This is a genomic window from Pseudoalteromonas sp. SR44-2 (assembly GCF_014163745.1).
In the GTDB taxonomy this organism is placed as follows: Bacteria; Pseudomonadota; Gammaproteobacteria; order Enterobacterales; family Alteromonadaceae; genus Pseudoalteromonas; species Pseudoalteromonas distincta.
Window position 1 is genome coordinate 100084 of sequence record NZ_JACJDW010000009.1, and the last position, 20071, is coordinate 120154.

The window sequence follows — 20071 nt, forward strand, 5'->3', positions numbered from 1 at the left end:
TAACAGTACTTAAAAATATTATTCACAAGGAGAAGTGAAAGAGAAGAAAATGAGAAGGTAAAAACCAGTGCTTACTCGTATTTGAATACTATTTTTATACAATCGCTTACTCTAAAAGCGCAGCGTCTCTAAACCTCTTTGTGAATAACAGTACTTAAAAATATTACTCACAAGGAGAAGTGAAAGAGAAGAAAATGAGAAGGTAAAAACCAATGTTTGCTCGTAGTTGTATTAAATAGCTTTTACTTTTTAAAACCATAAGGGCAGTTTTTACAACCATTTTTGCAGCACGAACGACGCTTTAAAAAGAACCACTTACTAAATACCATGTAACCACTTTGCATAGTGTAGTCGAGCCCTTCAATTAAATTGTCGTTACCTCTAAATTGCTTTGCAAAGTCTATTTGGGTTTTAATAGGTTGTGTATAAACAGCCTCTAAAAAAGTATTTATTTTATTAAGCGTACACTTGCGGCATAAACAACTTGTTGCTGTGATATCAAGCGGTAAAATAGCTGGCAGCTCATTGCACCAACACGCAGATATATCGTCTACATTACACGTTAAAGTACTGTGGCATTGAGTGCAGTTAGGTTCAGTCATTATAATTCTTTTTAGTAACAGTGAGCCAAGAATAACAAATATTATGAATACACAAAAAGCATTAGCTGAATTTATTACATTTGGTGAGCAAAGGGACGAAGCTATATCGGTTATCGTTTCAAGCCCTGCTGATAGCAATAAAACTCATTATACTCTCTCAACCGAGGTTTTAATTGATGTGCTGAAACGCTGTTTAAGTAACGAAATAGACTTAGATGATCTAGAGCTTTGGGCAAACGTAATTGAATCGCGAGATGACATTGATTGTGCTGAGCACGAAGGTTTTATTTATGCGCTCAGTAATAGCGAGCAAATGGGAGAGCTTAATCATCAAAAGCTTGCTCAAATAGTTGCGTTAGTAAAAGTTTGATTTGTTTAAAAAGCGAGGTGTAAAACCTCACTTACAAAAAAACCTCACCTACAAAAAAACCGCACTTCAATTGAATGCGGTTTTTTAAATTGAAGGTAATCGTTTTAAGCGATTATTTATGATATCCCAAGCACGTTTCTACTTCGTTTTTAGAACCTAAAATAACAGCTACTCGCTGGTGGATTGCATCAGGCTGAATATCCATAATACGCTCAGTACCGGTGGAAGCGATACCGCCAGCTTGCTCTACTAACATAGCCATTGGATTTGCTTCGTAAAGTAGGCGTAATTTATTTGGCTTTTTAGGATCTTTGGTGTCGGTAGGGTAAGTAAACAAACCACCACGGCTAAGTACGCGATGCACATCGCCCACCATTGCTGCAATCCAGCGCATATTAAAGTTTTTAGCGCGCGGGCCTGTATCGCCTGCTAGCAAATCATTGATATAGTTTTGCATAGCTGGCTGCCAATGGCGTTGGTTAGACGTATTAATGGCAAATTCGTTTGTATCAGCAGGGATTTCGGCAAAATCTTGTGTAAGTAAAAAGCTGCCTTGTGTTTTATCAAGGGTAAACATACGCGTGCCTTTACCTGTAGTCAGCGCAAGCATTGTTGATGGCCCGTAAAGTACGTAACCTGCTGCAACTTGCTTATGGCCGGGCTGCATAAATATGCTTTGATCAGCAGCGTCAGAGCCTTCAGGCGCTTCCATAATAGAAAATATAGTACCCACAAGTGAGTTAATATCCGTATTTGACGAGCCATCGAGTGGATCAAATGCCACTATAAATTTAGCGTCTGGGTTACCTGCTACTGTGTAGTCTTCTTCTTCAGAGGCGATTGCTTTAACCGTACCTGATTCCAGTAAAATATCTTTTAACAGCTGATTAGATAATACATCGAGCTTTTTTTGAGTTTCACCTTGAATGTTCTCATCAAGGGTTGAGCCTAATACGCCAGAAAGCGCGCCTTGACCAACGCGAAACGAAATTTCTTTACATGCTGCTAAAATTGTTCGAATTAATGATAAAAGTTCTCTTGAACAACCATCTTCAAGTAATACTGGAGGGAGTCTACGCATTCTATTTTCCTGATAACGTGTTAAAACCAATCATAATGTGAGAGAGATTAGCTTAGAGCGCTGAAATTCGTCTTAAATAACTGTATTGTTTAAATAGCACCCTATAATGGGACCACCTAATCGTACTTAAAACACAAATAACAAAGATAAGATTATGAAAAAAATACCACTACTAAGTTACATATTCTTTACTGTGCTGTGCTCTATCATAACTCAAGCGCACGCAGCAATTAAGTCAATTGATGAATTTACTACGCAAATGAATCATTTTCCGGGCTATTATTCGTTTTTTTACGATACCCAAAACGGAAAAGTATATTTAAAAGTTGATAAGTTTGAACAACAATTTTTACTGCAGCAAAGCTTGCCTTACGGTATTGGCTCTAACGACATAGGCCTTGATAGAGGTCAGCTTGGTAATACTCACCTTGTGCAGTTTGAGCGTTTTGGCGACAAAGTAATGCTACGCGCTGTAAATACTTACTATCGTGCAAATACAAGTAACAAGGCTGAACAGCAAAGTATTAAAGAAGCGTTTGCATCAAGTATACTTGCTGGTTTTAAAGTGGTCGCAGAAGATAAAGCCACAGCACTTATTGATTACACGCCTTATTTATTAAGTGATGTACATGGCGTAAGCCGCACGCTTGCTGCACGTAAGCAAGGGAACTTTAGCCTTGATGAATCACGTAGCGCCGTTTATATGAATCGCTCAAAAGCATTTGTAAAAAACACTGAGCTTGAAGCCGTACTTACATTTAAGGGCACAAAACCAGGTGAATTTGTTCGCCAAGTAAGTGCCGACCCTTATGCGCTTACTGTTCATATGCATCATTCACTTATTCAATTACCAGATGATAACTACACACCTCGTAAGTTTAATCCGCAATCAGGTTTTTGGAGTATAGAACATAAAGATTACGCAGCGCCACTTGGTGAGTCTATGTATGTGCGTTATATACCGCGCCATCGTTTAACTAAAAAGGATTCAAGCTTACCTATTAGTGAGCCTGTTAAACCAATTGTTTATTACCTAGATCCTGGCGTTCCAGAGCCCGTTAAAAGCGCTTTGCTTGAAGGTGGAAAGTGGTGGAACGACGCATTTACGGCTGCAGGATATAAAAATGCATTTACAGTAAAAGTGCTGCCAAGTAGTGCCGACCCTATGGATATTCGTTACAACGTCATTCAATGGGTACACCGTGCAACGCGTGGTTGGTCATACGGAAGTTCTGTAATCGACCCACGTACAGGTGAAATACTTAAAGGGCATGTAACACTCGGCTCATTGCGTGTTCGCCAAGATATTTTAATAGCTGAAGCACTCGCTGCTCCTTATTTAAAAGGTAATGAAGTTGCTAAAAACTTACAAGCAATGGCGCTTGATCGCATTCGCCAATTAAGCGCGCATGAAATTGGTCACACGTTAGGTATTTCTCATAACTTTGCTGCATCGGTAGGTGATAGATCCTCAGTAATGGACTACCCACATCCACTACTTAGTTTTAATGAACAAGGTAAGCTTGATGTAACGCGCGGCTATGCAACAGGCATGGGCGTGTGGGATACCCAGGTAATTAAATATGGCTATAGCGATTTTACTAACCAAGATGAAAGCGCAGAACTCGCTGCTATTTTAAAAGAAAATAAAGCCAAAGGCCTTGAGTTTATATCAGATAGCGACGCTCGTGCTAAAGGTGGCGCGCATCCAACAGCTCATTTATGGGATAACGGCACTAATCCTTCGCAGGAACTTTTAAGAGTACTCGACGTACGTAAAAAAGCGCTTTCGCAGTTTGGTATTAATAATATTAAAACGGGCGATTCATTATCGCAATTAGAGGAAAAACTAGTTCCGCTTTATCTGTTTCACCGTTTTCAGGTTGAGGCTGCGGTTAAGCTTATAGCCGGTGTTGATTACGAATACGAAACACGCGGTGACTCACCCGTAAAAGGCGCACAAGTCGTTAATAAAAAAACACAGCAAGAAGCGGTAAACGCTATTTTTGCAACGCTTAAGCCCAGTAACTTATTACTTCCTGAATCTGTGTTATCGCTAATTCCGCCAAAAGCATATGGCGAGTCTAAATCGCGCGAGAGCATAGTTGGGCGCACAGGGTTAACGCTCGATGCAATGGCATTACCCGAGGTTGCAGTGCAGCACAGCTTGTCGCTTTTATTAAATGCACAGCGTTTAAATCGCTTAGCGCAGCAACAAGCGCGTAGTAATGACTTTTATAGTTTAGATGAGTTACTTGAGGAGCTATATAGCCAAGTGTTTAACGTGTCATCACCTAATACAATGACAGGTAAAATCACTCAGCGCGTGCAATTTTTAACAGCAAAAGCTATGGCTGATTTAGTAGCAAGCGATAGTGCAAGCCCTGAAGTGCAAGCGCAGTTACGTTACTACTTAGTTAAGTTGAGTGAAGACTTTAACCAAAACTCAATGCTGAGCCATACAAGTACTGGCGAGAGTGCGTTTAAGCAATATTTAGCTGAGCAAGTAAATCAGTTTTTAATTAAAGGACAATGGCCAAACAACTTTAAAGTGCTGCCAATCCCACCGGGCTCACCAATTTAGAATAAAAAGTAGAAGCGCTTAGTTTTAATCAATTACAAAGCAAAACACCGAGTATATTTATACTCGGTGTTATTTTATTCTAAAACCGAATACGTACTCTAAGACTTTATTTGCACTAAATCGTAATCGGCCATACCAGGTACTATTGCCTGTAAGCGAGATTCGGTTACATCGAGTGCATTTAAACATTCGCAATACTCAGAAGCCTTAAGCTCTAATTGATGTGCCTTTTTTTGTAGCGACTTATCAATTTCTCTTGAGATAATATCCATGCGTTGCCCCATGTCGTTAATGCGATCTTCTATATTACCTTCACGGGATTTAAACGCATCTCCAAGTGATACCAAAATAGCACCTAACGATCCATGAACAGCAGAGTGAATTTGTTGGCTGATCTCTTTAGTAAAAAAGTCATCTATTTGCGAAAGTGATTGAGGGGCTATAAAAAAGAAGTCATCTCCGCGCTTAAACTTATCCATTAGCGCGCGCTCTACATACTGCAGTTGTGTTTTAAGTACTTCAGGTTCTTTGTCTGACATACCTTCAACTACGTGTTCAATAGCGCTTAAACCTAAGTTAACACCATCGGTAGCAAGGTTTACTAATTCGGGGACTGTGTGGCGAATACCATTACTAAACTGTTCGAGTACTTTGCTTTCGTCATCGCTTAAATCAACCCAATAACCGCGAATAAACAGTTGGTTATTGTTATTAATTTGGACACGAGTCTGGCCTTTATCTAATATGCGAATTGCATCGTCAGTAATAATTAAACCATGACGTAATTCAACATCGCATTGGGCTTGAGCAAAGACACTAGTGCTTGAGAGCGCCATGGATAACGCCAATATCGAACGAGATAGAAACGCCATAAACACCTCAAAAAGACTAAAATGGAAGGCGAGTAGGTTAACAAAAAAACAACTTTATGCAAGGGAAAATAAACCTATCAACTATCTCACAGAATAGTTGTATACAGTGCAGCTTGAGTTTTTAGATACGGTTATGTTGGGCAAAATCAACAGTCCAACAAAGGGCTTAATATATAGCTAGAGAGGGTAGAATTGGCTCATAGTAAAATAAGAACACGTGGCTTTGTAATGAAGTTTAAAAAAATACAGCTATTTATATCAATTAAGGCTTAATAGCCGACTCTAAATTCACTCTGGAGTCGGCTCAAAAAACTAAATATTTAGTGTGAAACCACTATTAAGCGAATTGCATCAAGTTGTAACTGCGTTTTTTCAATATACGTAGTTAGGTCGTTACGTTGCTTATCGTAGAAGGTAATTTCTTCTTGGCGAATATTCGGATTAATTTGCTTAAGAGCAACAAGTCGTTCTTGCTCTTCACTGAGTGACGTTTGCATTTTAGCAAGTGACGCTGCGCGAATAACTTCAAGTTTTTCTTGTGCCATATCTTTAGCGGTAGTGATCATTGGGTGGACAGCGCTTTGCAATGCACCGGCAAGTTTACTTGCTGTTTGGCGGCCTACGGCTGATAACTGCTGATTAAAGCCTTCAAATGCCACGTTTTCACCTAGGTTATTACCTGCTTTATCGAGCAATATACGAATTGGTGTAGGCGGTAAAAAGCGACCAACTTGTAATACTTTTGGTGCCATTGCTTCTGCAACAAAAATAAGCTCAACAAAAAAGGTACCAGGCGGTAACTTTTTGTTTTTAAGTAAAGCCACCGATGCGCTACCAAAGTCGTCGTCACAAATCATATCCATGGTGCCTTGCACCATAGGGTGATCCCAACTAATAAAGTGTACATCTTCTTGCGAAAGTGCAGTGTCGCGATCAAAGGTAACCGTCATACCGTCTTCTTTAAGCGATGGGAACGATGCATTTAACATATGTTCCGTTGGCTTTAAGATAATGGTGTTTTCGCCTTTATCTTCTTGGCTTACGCCAAATGTGTCAAACACATTGATCATGTAGCTTGGCAATTCAAACTGGTTATCGAGTTTTTCGATATCAGTCACAAGCGAATCGGCAGCACCTTGACCCGATGAATGTAGCTCTAATAAACGATCTCGTCCGCTTTCCATTTTTTTACGCAGTACTGCATTTTGTTGTGCTACTTGCTCAAGTAATGGATCGAGCTCGTCTTCATCGCAGTTATGCGCAGAAATATACTCAAGTAGGTCATCACGGAACTCTTTATAAAGCATTTGCCCCGTTGTTGATGTAGATTCGAATGCATCTAGACCTTCGTTATACCAACGTAGCAGTACTTCTTGAGCGGTGTTTTCAAAATATGGCACATGAATGTTCACATCTTGTGTTTGGCCTATACGGTCTAATCGACCAATACGTTGCTCGAGCAAATCTGGGTTTAGTGGTAAATCAAACAACACTAAGTGATGCGAGAACTGGAAGTTACGACCTTCTGAGCCAATTTCTGAACACAGTAATATTTGTGCATTATCGTACTCGTCTGCAAAAAATGCAGCAGCGCGGTCACGCTCAATAATAGACATGCCTTCGTGAAATACCGACGCTTTAATTGCTTCGCGTTCACGCAGTATTTGCTCAAGGCTGATAGCTGTTTCAGCTTTAGCACATATAAGCAGTACTTTTTCGCGCTTAAGTGTTTTAAGGGTGTCGATTAACCAATCTACACGTGGATCGAATAAACCCCAGCTTGCGCTTTCGCCTTCAAATTCTTGAAATATTTTTTCAGGAAACAGAGCACGGTGTGCACTTAGTTCAGCATTTTGAATGCCGCCCATGTTACCAAGAACCGACATAGCCGTTTTATACTGTTTTGGCAGTGCCATTGGGTAGGCGTGTAATTTACGGCTTGGGTAGCCGTCAATGCCGCTGCGGCTATTTCTGAATAATATACGACCTGTGCCGTGGCGATCGAGTAGCATGTTAAGTATTTCTTTACGCGCTGGTAAATCACCTTGCTGTGCTTTTTCAAGAATATCAGTAATGTCGGTTTCTTTTAATAACTCAATTAGCGTGGCTTTGGCTGCGTCGTCCAGAGCTTGCTCTTGCAGTAATTGATTTGCCGCTTGCGCTACGTCTTTATAATTTGCTTCTTCTTCTTTAAACACGTCATAGTCGTAAAAACGATCCGGATCGAGTAACTGTAAACGTGCAAAGTGGCTGCTGTGACCAAGTTGATCAGGCGTTGCGGTAAGCAAAATAAGGCCCGGAATATCCTGGCTAAGCTCTGCCATACGTTGATACTCTGAGCTTGGTTTGCCGTTATTTATACTTAGGTGGTGGGCTTCATCTATTACTAAAAGATCCCAATCAGCAAGCGTTGCTTGTTCAAACCAACGTTTTTTCTTGGTTAAAAACTCAAGGCTGGTAAGTACTAGTTGCTCTGTATCAAATACGTTTGGAGAATCTGCAAACGCTTCGTCGCAGCGCTCTTCATCAAAAATAGAAAAGCGTAAGTTAAAGCGGCGTAGCATTTCTACTAACCATTGGTGTTGTAGATTTTCTGGCACAACAATGAGTACGCGGCTTGCACGGCCACTAATAATTTGTTGATGTAGTATCATGCCCGCTTCAATTGTTTTACCAAGGCCTACTTCATCTGATAAAAGTACGCGTGGGGCAAAACGTTTACCCACTTCTTGGGCAATATAAAGCTGGTGCGGAATAAGATTAGCACGCTGACCAATTAAGCCTTTAATAGGCGATTGCTCACGTTCAAATTTATGTAACCACGTTTGGTAGCGAAGTGTGTAGCGATCAAAACGATCTACTTGGCCTGCAAATAAACGATCTTGTGGTTTATTAAACTTAATAAAATGATCTAAAAAGGTCTCTTTAAGTTTAGCTGTTTCGCCATTATCAACACGGGTGCCATGATAACAAAGTAACTCGCCTTGTACTTCAATAGACTCTACTTCTAATTCCCATTCTTCAACGCTTTTGATCACATCGCCAGGATTAAATGCCACACGGGTAACAGGTGCCTCTGCACTAGAATAAACACGGTTTTCACCACTGGCAGGAAATAATATGCTGACCTGACGGCCTTCAATGGCAACAACGGTGCCTAATCCTAAATCTGACTCTGTATCACTGATCCAACGCTGACCTAAGGAAAAATTCATGTATGTCTCGTCTATGATGAAAAAGGCGGCTATGTTACCTGTAAGCTAACACCACTGCAAGGCGCTATTTGGCTCACTTTTAATTAATTTTGTAAGTGTTAATTATTACTATTAAAACAGCTTGTTTATGACTCTTTTTTAGGTAAATCAAAACTAATTACAGTTTGTAATAAAACGGACTTTTATGACAAATAGACTAAACTTACATTATGCCTTAGCAATTAAGTATTGCAGGTTTAAGTTTTGCCCGTTTTACTTAGTTATTTTGGTATAGCATAAAAATCATAAAACGTAAGGAAAGTGCTATGGAAAAAGCTTCGAACCTTGAAAGTAAAATGTATGTGCTAGATACCAACGTACTACTTCACGAACCACTCGCTTATTTGTCTTTTCAAGAGCATGACGTTGTAATTCCGATGACGGTGCTTGAAGAACTTGACCATATAAAAGACAGGAAACACGACGTAAGCCGTGATGCGCGCGTCGCTATTCGTGGATTAGATGAAGTACTTAAAAATGCAACGCCTGAGCAAATGCTACAAGGCGTGGCGCTGCCGAGTAACAAAAAGGCAAAAGCGAGCTCTGCCGGTACCCTCATTATTGTAAACGACCATTTATTTGCCGACTCCATTTCTGGTTTGCCTGGTAACGAAAACGACCATCGTATTATCAATTGCGCCGTGTACTTACAAAAGCAGCACAGTGATTCAAAAGTAATACTTGTTACAAAAGATATAAACATGCGTTTAAAAGCCAAAGGCGCCGGGCTTAAATATGTTGAGGATTATCGTACCGACCAACTTATTGACGATATAAGCCTACTCACTAGTGGTTATAAAAAAATTGAAGGGGATTTTTGGGATCATGTAGGGGAGTGTAATACGCAGCAGCACGGACGCGATACGTTTCATCATGTGCCTAAAAACTTAATACCAGATGTATTTTGTAATGAATATTTACTTGATGGAGGGGAGCATTTTGCGGCGCGCGTTAAATGCTACGATGACGAGCACATAACGCTCAAAGATATTGGTGTTGAGCGTTTAATGCATCAACAAGCATGGGGCGTTAAGCCCAAAAATATTTATCAAGGGATGGCATTAGATGCATTACTGGATACAGGTATTGAACTTGTTATTTTAACAGGACCAGCAGGGTGTGGTAAAACCTTGTTAGCACTTGCCAGCGCCCTTGAAATGGTCATCGAAAAAGGTATTTACGATAAAGTAATAGTTACCCGTAATACGCCAGAAATAGCAGAGTCTATAGGCTTTTTACCAGGCACGGAGGAGGAAAAAATGGCGCCATGGCTTGCAGCTATCACTGATACGCTGGAGGTATTGCACAAAGGCGACGAAAACCCAATATCGAGTCGAAATTACATAATGGAGAAGGCTAATGTACAGTTTAAATCGGTTAACTTTATGCGCGGGCGTAGCATTCAAAATGCGGTGGTAATTTTAGATGAGAGCCAAAATTTAACGGCATCTCAGCTTAAGACGATTATTACTCGCTGCGGCGAAGGTACTAAATTAATTTGTACAGGTAACTTGGCGCAAATAGATAGTAACTATTTAACGCCAGTAACATCGGGCTTGACGTACATAGTAGAGCGCTTTAAAAACTTTGAAGGCAGCGCAACAATAAACCTCAACGGTGTTGTGCGTAGTCGCTTAGCGTCATTTGCAGAAGAAAATTTATAACTTGCGCTTAACAAATTGGCTCGATAGTCTATCGATTGATTTTCGAGCCAAATGGCAGGCAGTACATTGAATTTTTTACCTCTGAAGCATTATTATCGTTCATTATTTATTGCGCTGTTAGTGCCATTGATTGTCGCTTTTTTACTGTGCTTGCACTTATATAATATAAAGCTTGAGCGGACGGTTGAAAAACGCCAAGCTGATTTTACAAATGTTTCAGCACAGGTTACTCACGGGATGGACTCGGTGAGTAATCTACTTACCACCATGTTTAACTTATACGAGCAAGCGACTTATCCCAAAATAAACCAAGATTTGCTCGAAGGCATAAATCAATATGATGGTTACTATTATCGTCATTTTATTGATCAAAGTACGGAAATTGTAGGTAAAGGTGAGTTTGCGTTATCTGCTAAGGCATTAATGCAGTGGCAGCAGGCTATTACATTAGGGCCTTCGTTTAATACAACGCTTGCGTTAATGCAGTCATTATCTGCTGTAGCGTATGTTGATGATAATGGTTTTGCTTATGTAAGCAGGCACAACAAAAGCCAAAGTTTAATGCTTACTGAAATTTTAAATGGAAAATTTAAGCCAAAATTTGCGCAAAACAAACTTACTTCAAGCCCTATTGTTAAAGTGAATGACAATTCGTATTTTGCTATTGGTCGACAACGAAGCACAGGCTCAGCCGATTACATTATTTTAATTTATGATGTTCAAGCAATTTCTGGATGGTTAAAAAAGGTGTCACCGAACAGTGGTGAATACGTTTTTATGAACCAATCGCATCAAATTATTGCCAGCTCTAAACAGATAATAGAGCAAGCAACTGCGTTAAATAATTATTGGCCAGACTTGGCCGAGCATCAGAGTCAAAAAACAGTATTAACTAGTGATAGTAATTACTTTATGCAGCCTATGGATGAGTTACCTATTCACGCAGCATTTTACGAGCACAAACCCCAATTAATAAGCTCAATTAAGTATGAGATATTACTAGAGTTTACATTTTTAACGCTATTTTTAAGTATTATGTTTGGCGTGTTTTTTTGGTTAAGTCAGCGCATTTTTATAAAGCCGATGACTCACTTAATGTCATACCTTGAGAGTAACGGTACACAGCCCCAAGAGCAGCTAAATTACAAAGTACCATTGAGCTGGCAACCTTGGTTTTCTAAAGTGAAGCGTGTATTTAATAAAAACAAACAGTTAGTTGATTCATTACAAAGTGCAAATAAAGCTCTGGACGACCAAGTTCAGCTGCAATCAGAAAAACTAAGCCGCAGTTACGAAGCGAAAGAGCGCCACTTAGCTTTACTCAACACTATGCTAAACAGTGTGCCAGATCTTATTTACTTTAAAAACATTGATGGATCATTCTTAGGATGCAATAGAGCATTTGAGGCGTATATCGGTAAAGATCAAACTGCATTAGTTGGTAAATATGTGGATGATTTAGGTGACAATGATCAGCAAATAAATGCGCTTGAAAAACAAGTATTACAAAACAGAAATAGTGTTGAACAGCGAATAGAAACCGATACAAAATCGTATCAACTTACTATTGCACCTTTTTATAACGAGCACCAACACCTGTTAGGAACCATGGGCATTGGTCGCGATATTACCGAGCAGCAACAAACATTATTGGCCTTAAAATCATCTGAATCTAAATTTAGAAGTGCAATTGAATTTGCGGCTAACTGCGTGGTTTTACTCTCGCTTGAACACACCATATTGCAAGTAAATAAAGCAGCAAGAAAGCAGTTTTCTGATCAGCCAGTACTAGTTGGGGAGCAGTTGAAAGCATTATTTGATGACTCCCAATGGCAGCAAATAAAAAGCACTTTAGCGCAATTGCTAGATGACAAAAAACGCGTATACCATTTAACGCTTGCTCAAGGGGGCTTAACAAGCTGGTTGCAACTAAGTGTATCGCTTGTCTGGGATGAAAACCGCGATCCAGCTTATTATGTTATACACATTCAGGATGTGAGTGCATTAACTAAATCAAAACTAGATGCCGAACGAGCAACCCTAGCTAAAAGCCGCTTTATAGCCAATTTAAGTCATGAAATACGTACCCCTTTGAACGCTGTTTTAGGGTTGCTTGATATGTTAATTGAGCAAGGCTTAACGCAAAAGCAATTACAACAAACAGATCAAGCTAAGCATGCAGCACAAAGCTTGTTATTAATGCTTAATAGAATGCTTGATTTTGCACGTATTGAAGGTTCGCAAACCGATTTAAAACAAGCGTCTTTTAGCATGGTTGAGCTGGTGGATATTTGTGAAAGCTTAACGGCTCCATTGTGCGAAGGAAAAGGTATTGAATTTGTTATTGATATTGACCCGCTAATAGCACCTGATTTGATATGCGACAGTATACGTTTGCAGCAAATATTAGGTAACTTATTAACTAATGCCGTTAAGTTTACAAAAACAGGTTCCATTACTTTAAAAATGGAACTTATTGAAAGCGATAGCCTAGAGCAACAGCATATTTGCTTTAAAGTAATCGATACTGGCATGGGTATAGATGAAGCTGATCAAAGTCGCTTATTCGACGCTTTTACTCAAGGTGATGAATCTTCAACACGCATACACCAAGGGGTTGGGCTAGGTTTAGCTATTGTTAAACATGCAGTATCGTTAATGGGTGGGGAGATTGCTTTAAAGAGTAAAAAAGGCCACGGCAGCGAATTTTATTTCAGTATTAGCTTTTTAGTTGATACCACTAAAAACACAGTGTTACCGACTAATACATTGGCTATTTTATCTGATCAAAGTAAAGAGCTTAAGCAGGTGACAAATGCATATAACGAACTTGCTAATATTAATTTAGATGAGGTACTAAAATACCCAATTAAGCTCTCTAATACTCAAAAAATAATAATTGATGCAGCTGACTTACCTGCACTTTTAAATGTTGAAGCGATTAATGATTCGTTATCAGCTAAAGAAACATCGGTAATTATTATTAATCATCAGCACACACTTAATTTACCGACAAGCGAGCACTTAGCTGCGCATCACGTTAAAGCATCGGCATTAGGGCAAAGGCTATTTAGTTTGAACTCTCAGCAAAAGCCTATAGTTAATACAAGTGCCGCAGTTCACAGTGCAACTGAAAGTAAAGCTGATATATCGGGTCTACTTGTATTAGCAATTGATGATAATCAGCTTAACTTAGAAATAATTAGCAGTGTTCTGCGCCAAGCAAATGTAAATGTTGTTACGGCTTTAAGCGCATCAATTGGTATGGAATTATTGCAAGTTTTAAAGCCTGACTTAATATTGATGGATGTGCAAATGCCGAAAATAGATGGCTGTCAAGCAACCGCTTTGATTCGTCAACAGTTTGACGCAAAGCAACTGCCTATTTTTGCTTTAACGGCTCATTGCGAGCCTGCTGATGTAGAGCGTTCTTTAAAGTGCGGCATGAATAAACATTTAACTAAACCGGTTGTTGCTAAAGTACTTATTGATGCAATTGCTGATTTAAACTTAGTTAAACCAAGCTTTTTTGAAAAATCATTTGCTTTAACGCAGTTTAGTATGGATGAAAAGCTACTTAATACGATGATTGATAAGTTTGCTAGCTTGTGTGAAACCCAGCTATCGCAACTAGAAGAAACAACCAATAAGAATGATTTGGTACGTTTAGTGCATAGTATCAAGGGGGTAGCTGGTAATTTAGGTTTTAGACGATTATCACATTGTGCTTTATTGTGTGAAAGAACGCTTAAAACAACTAATAAGCCTATTGAGATTACACTACAAGAGCTTATCATACAGCTAGAACAGGTAATTGTTTTTATAAAAGGGCTAGGGGTTAGGGATGTCGAAAAGAGCTAAAGTACTTATTGTGGATGATGATCCAATCAACAGATTAGTACTTGAAAAAACACTTAAAGCAGAACACGACGTGTTCTTAGTTGAAAGTGGTGAAAAAGCACTGACCTTTGTAAAAACAGCGCAAGTTGATTTAATAATCCTTGATGTAATTATGCCTGGAATTGACGGCTATCAAGTACTTGTGGAGCTTAAAGAAAACCCAATAACTCAGTCTATTCCTATTATATTTATATCAGCCAATCGTAGCCATGATGATGAAGCAAAGGGCTTAGAGCTCGGTGCAATGGACTACATAACCAAGCCATTTAGTCCTTCTATTGTTCGCGTTAGAGTGCGCAACCAACTCCTCATAAAGCAAAAAAATGATTTGCTAGAAATGCTAGCTTCGATAGATGGCTTAACTGAAATACCAAATAGACGCTACCTTGATGAAAACTTATCTCGAGAATGGCGCCGCAGCAAACGAAGTGGCACACCGCTATCGGTGTTACTAATGGATATAGATCATTTTAAACGTTATAACGATTGCTATGGACACCGTGCTGGCGATGAGTGTTTAAAGAATGTTGCGCAAGCACTTGCAGCTCAATGTGAACGTGGCAGTGACTTTATTGCTCGTTATGGCGGCGAAGAGTTTGCAGCTGTGCTCCCCGGAATTGATAGGCATGAAGCTATGGAGTTTGCTAATAAATTACGCAATGCTGTAAATGCTTTGAATATAGAACATAAAGCTTCATTAAATGCCGACCACATCACTATAAGTATAGGTATTGCCACTACACAAAGTGGTAAAGTATATGCTGAGCAAGCATTATTAGAAGAGGCAGATTTAGGCCTATATGCCGCTAAAGATGCAGGGCGAGATAGAATAGTCGCACGCTAAAAACTTAATATACAAAAACGCCAATATTTATATATTGGCGTTTTTAGTATCAAACTGCTTTTTATTAGTTACTGCGTGATCATACCTAAAGCGGTATCACCAATGCCCACTAACTTATCATTTTTAAATACAAGTGGCGTACATTCATCTTTTGTTGTTTTTGAATCTGAATGCTTGCTATGCGTTACATAAAAAAGTACTTGGTATACATCGTCATCTTTTTTTAAGAGCTCTGTAAAATTAGGCGTTTTTAATTGCGTTAAAACAGATTGGTAGCTGCTATCCATTTTTAGCTCTGATATAACTTCACGATTATTTTTATGCTGTGCTTGCCAGCTTGATGAGTTTTTCCCTGCCCAATGAGTCTCAGCTTCACCATCTGACACGGCAATAACACAGCCTGTTAAAAATGGAGCGATTAAAGCGGCTGCTAAAAGTGATTTTTTCATTTTTATTTACCTTAATAAGATTTTTAATTGGTTATTAACTGTATTAAAGCAAAGAGTAGACCATATTGATAAGTTTTTATAAATCAGTTTGTTAAGTGATTTTAGCTGTTTTTATCTAATAAAATATTAAATATATTAGTAAAAACAGCCATTTTTTAGCTTATTTGATTACTACAATAAAATGATTAAACCAAGCGGTTGCGTGATTCACCTTTAGTAAATGCCGCAATATTCAAACTTACTTCATTAATTAAACGCACAATAGATTCAGTACTTGCCCATGCAATATGTGGAGTAAGTAATAAGTTATTGCCTGTGTAATTAGCAAGTGGATTTGAAGTTTCAGCAGGTTCTTTAGTTAGTACATCAACACCCGCTCCAGCAATTAGGTTTTGCTTAAGCGCTGTTGCTAAGTCGGCTTCGTTAATAATACCACCACGTGCTGTATTAATAATTATAGCGCTTGGCTTCATCATTTTAAGCTCATTAAGTGCGATTAAATCACGTGTTTCATCTGTAAGCGGGCAGTGTACGCTGATTATATCGGCTGTTTTAATGACGTCTTCAAAAGGCGTACGACCATCGCGACATTTAACCCCTTTACGCTCTGCAACAATAACATTAGCGCCAAATGCCTCAGCCACTTTAGCAACGCCTTTGCCTAGCGTACCGCCGCCTATAATGGCAAATGTTTTACCTTGCAAGTCGTTAAAGCTGTAATCGAGTATGCAAAACATTTCACTTTTTTGCCATGCGCCTTGCTGGCAATCCGCCTGATAGCGGTGGGTGTTACCCAGTAAGTTAGTAATTAAAGAAAATGTATGTTGAACAACTGAAGGGGTTGAGTAGCCAGCTACATTAGTTACGGCAATACCAAATTCTTTAGCGGCTTCTAAATCAACATTATTAGTACCGGTTGCGCTTACGCAAATTAATTTCAGCTGTGTTAGCTGACTAATTGTATCGCGATTCAAAACTGCTTTATTAGTAATTAATACATCAGCGCCTTGGCAATGCTCAATAACTTGCTCTGGGCTGGTAAGTTCATAAGTCGTTAATTTACCAAGTTGTTCTATACACGAAAGAGATGTTTTAGCTAACGTTGCGTTATCAAGAATAGTAATGTTCATTATGAGCCCTAAAATAAGTGGATCTGAAAGAGTTAAAATCGTAAAAAAGAGGCTTACGATCCATCAAAAATCTAAAATATGGGCTTAAGGTACTACGAAAGAAAGGCTTTGTTAATGCTATTACTACCAAATGATTAGAGGGCTATGTAGTAGTGGTCTGCCCACTAGCAGATTGAGAACATGGTATTTTGCTAGACTGATCAGTTTTTTTGCACTTATAAGCAAGCCTATGGTCATAGAAGGTAATTAAACTCGCCTTTAAAGCAAGTTGCTAAAATAAAAAATCGTTTTTTTGGTTATTTCGCATTTTAGATTGGCTGAGTTATAATCGGATATAGACATAAACGGTGCGCTTTAGCGTGCCGTTTTTTAACATTGTAGATGTAGTAATGAGTGAATTAGAAGATAAATACGCAGATATACGCCCATACAACGACGACGAAGTTGCGGCGTCGCTTACACGTTTGATTAACGATGATGCGTTTATTGATGTAATAGCAAAGTATAATTTACCGCGCTTTTTATCGGCAGTGCCTTTTATTGCACGTCCAATGGTAAGAAGTCAGTTACGCAAAAAATGGGGCAAAGTAAGCACCGTTGAAGATGTGCAAAATGAAGTGGCGCAATACTTAGATAAACTAGTGAAGCGCACCACATCAAAAGTTACCTTTTCTGGGCTAGATCAGTTAGACGCTAATCAGGCCTATTTATTTATTTCAAACCACAGAGACATAGTGCTTGATCCTGCATTAGTTAATTGGGGTTTATATCAGCATAAAATGAAAACAGTGCGTATTGCTATTGGCGATAATTTATTGCAAATACCTTACATTACTGAGCTTATGCGTTTAAATAAAAGTTTTATTGTTAAGCGCTCTGCTAAAGCACCAAAAGAAATGTTAAAAGCATTAACCCAGTTATCGTCATATATCTATGACTCTTTAATCGGTGGAAATTCTATTTGGATTGCACAAAAAGAAGGGCGTGCAAAAGACGGTTTTGATCAAACAGATCCTGCCCTTTTAAAAATGTTGCAATTAAATGGACGTAAACAAAAGAAAGAATTTGGCGATTATATTAAAGAGTTAAAAATAGTGCCTGTTTCTATTTCTTATCAATATGAACCGTGTGCAATTGCTAAGGCTAAAGAGCTTTATCATAAACAGCATCATGGTGAATATATTAAGTCAGCGGGTGAAGATATTGCCAGTATTGTTGAAGGTTTTAGTTCAGCTAAAGGGCATGTGCATTTAGCATTTGGACAACCAATCGAATCTAAATGTGATAGTGCTGAAGAGCTTGCTAAAACAATTGATAGGCAAATTGTAGATTCGTTTTATTTGCACCCAGGTAATTACATTGCTGGTGGCTGTAAAGAGGCGGTAATAGACTCTCCAGATACAGCGACGTTTGAGAAGCGTTTAGCCTGTGTACCAGAAGAGTTAAAACCGTTAGTGCTGGCCATGTACGCTAAGCCATTTCACCGTAAAACAGAGATAAATACCAATAGCTGTGAGTATTAATACTCCCAGCTCAACAAAACTAAGCAGCAATTAAATTGCTGCTTTTTTTTTGCTCAAAAATAACGCTATACTAATACCTCCTCTTCAACTGGGCGGTACTTATACATGCAACAAATTGAAATATTTGATATTCCAAGTCCTTGCAAAAGTATTTGCTTAGTTAACAACAGAGGGTATTGCAAAGGGTGTTATCGTAGTCGCGATGAGCGCTTTTCGTGGAATACCTTATCGAACGACCAAAAAAAGAAGGTGCTTAGTTTGTGCCAGCAGCGCTACAAGCGCTACCTTCAAAAAAAGCAGCAAAATGCAGTGCCAAGCACGCAGGCGCAGCAGCAAGGGTTCGACTTTTAAAAGCTTAATCCATATTTGGCTCTTAGTGCGTACACAGTGCCATTGTTAGTTAGGTTAATTAATGACATTTTAAGCTTTTCTACTAAGTTTTCATTACGTTTATTTAAATAATGATAAAGCGGATAAGTATTCAACACTTCTTTTACAAAACAGCCTTGAGGTGACGGGAGCTCATTATTTTGCATTATAAAGTTAATCATTAAGGCTCCCTGTACTTTTTTCTGAGCAAGCAAATTAAGTTGGGTATTCATGCTTTTAACTTTAATAATATTCCCTGCAAACTGTGTGCTTGCTAAATAATGTTCTTGCACAGGGTAGCCATCAACGATTGCGACGCTATCGAGCTGTTCTAAACTGTTAGGTAAACAGTTTTTATATAATACTAAGTCAAACTTAAATAGCTCATAATCGACTCTAATTAAGTTTTCGTAATTTTCTTCAACGCTTGCATCTCTTCCTAACTGGCCATCAAGTACGCCATTATTTGCAGCGAGCAAAGCATTTTGGTGACTAAAATCGATTATATGTATTTTAAAACCGATATCTGCGTATGCTAACTTTAATAGCTCTAAGGCATAATCAGCTTGAGGTGTACTTTGCGGACGATTAAAAGTGAGGTTGTATTGATGACTAAAACAAGAGGCACTAAAAAATAAATTTACCAATAATAACAAGATACTAAAATGTCTATTCATTATCAGTTCCAATTACTACAGAAATAAATAAAATAAGACGCGTATAATAACAAGGAGATTACCTCTTGCCCAGTTTAGCGGGGGAATCAAATAATCTTAAAAGCGAATGAGGAAGTATTGTGAGTTTTAATTTATGCCTATTACCACGTGAAGAAAAATATCAAATTCAGTTAGATTATGAAGCGTCTTTTTGGGCGTATCAAATTAAGCGTAATAAAAAAACGAGAGAGCAAGTTTACAACACAATCCACAGCCGCCCAGTGGCAGAGCAAATGGTTTTGAAACAAAAATTTGAACAGTATTTAGCGCTAATGCTTAGCTAAATATCGATATAAAAATGTATAAAGTTGAAGTGTTAAATGAACTAAAAACCCCACTTGTGAATAAATTCTACAAAAAGCACAGCGTAAGAGGGCGTGCTAATAAACAAGATAAGGTATGGGTTACTTACTATAATAATGAAATAGTGGCAGCATGTAGGTTACAAGATAAAACAGAGTTTTTATTTTTATCTACCATGTTTGTTGCGCTGGAACATCGCGGTAAAGGGATTGCAAAACAATTGCTTTCAACACTCTTAAAGTCGCAAAATAGAGAGATAAAGACCTTCGCATATGAAAACGTAGCTGATTTATATTGTGCTATTGGTTTTAACCAGGTGTTAACATATACTCTTGCTTTACAAGTACTTTTTGATACTTACAAACATCGAAATATAGTCGCTCTAGAGTACCCATAATAATAAATAATAA

Annotated in this window: 16 protein-coding genes; 9 read left to right on the top strand and 7 right to left on the bottom strand. The window is 38.6% G+C overall.

What is annotated here, in order from left to right:
* Window positions 1-242: 242 nt before the first annotated feature.
* Complete coding sequence (locus H5115_RS07865; protein WP_182754628.1) at window positions 243-602, bottom strand: DUF5522 domain-containing protein; 360 nt, start codon at window positions 600-602, stop codon at window positions 243-245.
* Window positions 603-645: 43 nt separating this feature from the next.
* Between H5115_RS07865 and H5115_RS07870 the strand changes: the two genes are divergently transcribed.
* Complete coding sequence (locus H5115_RS07870) at window positions 646-972, top strand: hypothetical protein (RefSeq protein ID WP_039488300.1); 327 nt, start codon at window positions 646-648, stop codon at window positions 970-972.
* Window positions 973-1084: 112 nt separating this feature from the next.
* Here H5115_RS07870 and H5115_RS07875 read toward each other — a convergent pair whose 3' ends face one another.
* On the bottom strand, window positions 1085-2053 hold the full coding sequence (locus H5115_RS07875; protein ID WP_033038639.1) for a class 1 fructose-bisphosphatase: 969 nt from the start codon (window positions 2051-2053) through the stop codon (window positions 1085-1087).
* A gap of 154 nt (window positions 2054-2207) precedes the next feature.
* Between H5115_RS07875 and H5115_RS07880 the strand changes: the two genes are divergently transcribed.
* Window positions 2208-4637: a zinc-dependent metalloprotease gene (locus tag H5115_RS07880; RefSeq protein WP_182754630.1), complete on the top strand. Its 2430-nt coding sequence runs from the start codon at window positions 2208-2210 to the stop codon at window positions 4635-4637.
* Window positions 4638-4735: 98 nt separating this feature from the next.
* Here the strand turns inward: H5115_RS07880 and H5115_RS07885 are convergent, their stop codons facing one another.
* The gene (locus tag H5115_RS07885; RefSeq protein ID WP_024595182.1) at window positions 4736-5509 is read right to left on the bottom strand and encodes a YggN family protein; all 774 of its coding nucleotides are present in this window, start codon (window positions 5507-5509) and stop codon (window positions 4736-4738) included.
* Between the two features lie 320 nt (window positions 5510-5829).
* Complete coding sequence (rapA, locus tag H5115_RS07890) at window positions 5830-8724, bottom strand: RNA polymerase-associated protein RapA (RefSeq protein ID WP_182754632.1); 2895 nt, start codon at window positions 8722-8724, stop codon at window positions 5830-5832.
* A gap of 305 nt (window positions 8725-9029) precedes the next feature.
* Between rapA and H5115_RS07895 the strand changes: the two genes are divergently transcribed.
* Genes H5115_RS07895 through H5115_RS07905 form a run of 3 tightly spaced genes read left to right on the top strand, consistent with a single transcriptional unit; the run spans window position 9030 to window position 15171 of the window.
* On the top strand, window positions 9030-10427 hold the full coding sequence (locus H5115_RS07895; RefSeq protein WP_182754634.1) for a PhoH family protein: 1398 nt from the start codon (window positions 9030-9032) through the stop codon (window positions 10425-10427).
* 51 nt (window positions 10428-10478) lie between these two features.
* Window positions 10479-14288: a PAS domain-containing hybrid sensor histidine kinase/response regulator gene (locus H5115_RS07900; RefSeq protein ID WP_182754636.1), complete on the top strand. Its 3810-nt coding sequence runs from the start codon at window positions 10479-10481 to the stop codon at window positions 14286-14288.
* On the top strand, window positions 14272-15171 hold the full coding sequence (locus H5115_RS07905; RefSeq protein ID WP_039488304.1) for a diguanylate cyclase: 900 nt from the start codon (window positions 14272-14274) through the stop codon (window positions 15169-15171). The genes H5115_RS07900 and H5115_RS07905 overlap by 17 nt, the downstream gene beginning before the upstream one ends.
* 68 nt (window positions 15172-15239) lie before the next feature.
* Here the strand turns inward: H5115_RS07905 and H5115_RS07910 are convergent, their stop codons facing one another.
* Window positions 15240-15620 carry a DUF3192 domain-containing protein gene (locus tag H5115_RS07910; RefSeq protein ID WP_024596200.1) on the bottom strand — a complete coding sequence of 127 codons (381 nt, stop codon included), beginning with the start codon at window positions 15618-15620 and terminating at the stop codon, window positions 15240-15242.
* 185 nt (window positions 15621-15805) lie between these two features.
* Window positions 15806-16750, bottom strand: coding sequence for a D-2-hydroxyacid dehydrogenase (locus H5115_RS07915; protein WP_182712855.1), 945 nt, complete (start codon window positions 16748-16750; stop codon window positions 15806-15808).
* Between the two features lie 389 nt (window positions 16751-17139).
* On the opposite strand from H5115_RS07915, the gene H5115_RS07920 reads away from it, so the two are divergent.
* On the top strand, window positions 17140-18273 hold the full coding sequence (locus tag H5115_RS07920; protein WP_165744522.1) for a 1-acyl-sn-glycerol-3-phosphate acyltransferase: 1134 nt from the start codon (window positions 17140-17142) through the stop codon (window positions 18271-18273).
* Window positions 18274-18378: 105 nt separating this feature from the next.
* Window positions 18379-18624, top strand: a complete 246-nt coding sequence (locus tag H5115_RS07925) for a DUF1289 domain-containing protein (RefSeq protein ID WP_008170756.1) — start codon at window positions 18379-18381, stop codon at window positions 18622-18624.
* On the opposite strand, the gene H5115_RS07930 is transcribed toward H5115_RS07925, so the two are convergent.
* A complete protein-coding gene (locus H5115_RS07930) occupies window positions 18621-19319 on the bottom strand; it encodes an ABC transporter substrate-binding protein (protein WP_182682844.1) in 699 nt (232 codons plus the stop codon). The genes H5115_RS07925 and H5115_RS07930 overlap by 4 nt on opposite strands.
* Window positions 19320-19438: 119 nt before the next feature.
* Between H5115_RS07930 and H5115_RS07935 the strand changes: the two genes are divergently transcribed.
* On the top strand, window positions 19439-19642 hold the full coding sequence (locus tag H5115_RS07935; RefSeq protein ID WP_024596204.1) for a DUF3283 family protein: 204 nt from the start codon (window positions 19439-19441) through the stop codon (window positions 19640-19642).
* Between the two features lie 14 nt (window positions 19643-19656).
* Window positions 19657-20058 carry a GNAT family N-acetyltransferase gene (locus tag H5115_RS07940; protein WP_024596205.1) on the top strand — a complete coding sequence of 134 codons (402 nt, stop codon included), beginning with the start codon at window positions 19657-19659 and terminating at the stop codon, window positions 20056-20058.
* Window positions 20059-20071 lie beyond the last annotated feature (13 nt).

Bases quoted from the DNA above. Each gene is read 5' to 3' on its own strand.
- H5115_RS07875 (WP_033038639.1), bottom strand. From the start codon at position 2,053: ATGCGTAGACTCCCTCCAGTATTACTTGAAGATGGTTGTTCAAGAGAA.
- H5115_RS07915 (WP_182712855.1), bottom strand. From the start codon at position 16,750: ATGAACATTACTATTCTTGATAACGCAACGTTAGCTAAAACATCTCTT.
- H5115_RS07900 (WP_182754636.1), top strand. From the start codon at position 10,479: ATGGCAGGCAGTACATTGAATTTTTTACCTCTGAAGCATTATTATCGT.
- H5115_RS07930 (WP_182682844.1), bottom strand. From the start codon at position 19,319: ATGAATAGACATTTTAGTATCTTGTTATTATTGGTAAATTTATTTTTT.
- H5115_RS07925 (WP_008170756.1), top strand. From the start codon at position 18,379: ATGCAACAAATTGAAATATTTGATATTCCAAGTCCTTGCAAAAGTATT.
- H5115_RS07940 (WP_024596205.1), top strand. From the start codon at position 19,657: ATGTATAAAGTTGAAGTGTTAAATGAACTAAAAACCCCACTTGTGAAT.
- H5115_RS07870 (WP_039488300.1), top strand. From the start codon at position 646: ATGAATACACAAAAAGCATTAGCTGAATTTATTACATTTGGTGAGCAA.
- H5115_RS07905 (WP_039488304.1), top strand. From the start codon at position 14,272: ATGTCGAAAAGAGCTAAAGTACTTATTGTGGATGATGATCCAATCAAC.
- H5115_RS07865 (WP_182754628.1), bottom strand. From the start codon at position 602: ATGACTGAACCTAACTGCACTCAATGCCACAGTACTTTAACGTGTAAT.
- H5115_RS07895 (WP_182754634.1), top strand. From the start codon at position 9,030: ATGGAAAAAGCTTCGAACCTTGAAAGTAAAATGTATGTGCTAGATACC.
- H5115_RS07920 (WP_165744522.1), top strand. From the start codon at position 17,140: ATGAGTGAATTAGAAGATAAATACGCAGATATACGCCCATACAACGAC.
- rapA (WP_182754632.1), bottom strand. From the start codon at position 8,724: ATGAATTTTTCCTTAGGTCAGCGTTGGATCAGTGATACAGAGTCAGAT.
- H5115_RS07880 (WP_182754630.1), top strand. From the start codon at position 2,208: ATGAAAAAAATACCACTACTAAGTTACATATTCTTTACTGTGCTGTGC.
- H5115_RS07885 (WP_024595182.1), bottom strand. From the start codon at position 5,509: ATGGCGTTTCTATCTCGTTCGATATTGGCGTTATCCATGGCGCTCTCA.
- H5115_RS07910 (WP_024596200.1), bottom strand. From the start codon at position 15,620: ATGAAAAAATCACTTTTAGCAGCCGCTTTAATCGCTCCATTTTTAACA.